This is a genomic window from Brevundimonas sp. TWP2-3-4b1, from assembly GCF_049897665.1.
GTDB lineage: Bacteria > Pseudomonadota > Alphaproteobacteria > Caulobacterales > Caulobacteraceae > Brevundimonas > Brevundimonas subvibrioides_B.
In genome coordinates, this window is sequence record NZ_JAFCWQ010000069.1 from 1 (window position 1) to 977 (window position 977).

The 977-nt window shown below is 57.4% G+C and carries 1 protein-coding gene; it reads right to left on the reverse strand.

Translation table 11 applies throughout. The annotated features are described in order from the left end of the window. Positions 1-137: 137 nt before the first annotated feature. Positions 138-596, reverse strand: coding sequence for a MucR family transcriptional regulator (locus ACP7A5_RS17955; protein ID WP_426043164.1), 459 nt, complete (start codon positions 594-596; stop codon positions 138-140). Positions 597-977: the final 381 nt, after the last annotated feature.

Below are 977 nucleotides of genomic sequence, written 5' to 3' on the forward strand. Positions count from 1 at the left end.
CTTACGATCGGTCGGGCTCAGATGCACGGTGACGCCTGTACGCATCCCGCAGACTCGCACGACGCCACGCCCCGGGGAATCCCACCTCAGACTCTTATGTCCCGATCATTCCACTAGCGCCATGACCATGATCGTCGTCACGCCCTGGAGGCACGTGGTTTACGGGCAGGCTTGACCGCGTTCTTCCCCTGCCGGCCACCCGAGCCCAAGCCCATCGACTTTGCGAGAGCCGAGCGTGCCTGCGAATAATCGGGGTGCACCATGGGGAAGTCTTTCGGGAGACCGAAATGCTCGCGATACGATTCCGGCGTCCAGCCTTTAAGCGTTAGGTGACGCTTCATGGATTTGAACAAGCGACCGTCGATCAGAGACCTGATGCCGTCCGGAGTAATGAGTTTTCTGATCGAAGAGGGCGTCAGCCGCTCGGGCGGCTCGACTTCCGGCTCGAACGGCTGACCGACGTTGGCCAACGATGAGTGAATGGTCGCGATCAGGCCGGGCAGTTCGTCAGGGCTGACGCGGTTGTTGCTGACGAAGTTTGCCACAATGCCCACGGTCATATCGAGCAGGCCAGTCTTGTCGTCGGTCAAAGTCATCTCTCCACGGTGTTGATCCACCATACGGCGAAGATCATCGGAAGGAAGACTTACTCAAGAGTTTGAACTGCCTGGACCGACACTCGGGCACCGGGAATTTATCCGATCACTGCGCTCCCGAAGGAGAGGATAAGGAATCCGCGCAGCACCGACGCCGGAAATTTGGTCGTCCCACAAACCCGATTTAGCCAAGTCTGGCTGACGTTCGTCGTGATCTGGATTTGCGAGACCGACGATTTAGATGTCGATTGGGTGGTCTTACCTTAGGTGATGTGGACAAAGTGGATTCCCAAATCAGCTGATCGCTGATTCAAGGCTGTTCTTTGCGGAGAGCAGCCATGGTTCGTGGTTTGATGTCGGATGCGGAGTGGGCGTTCTTCG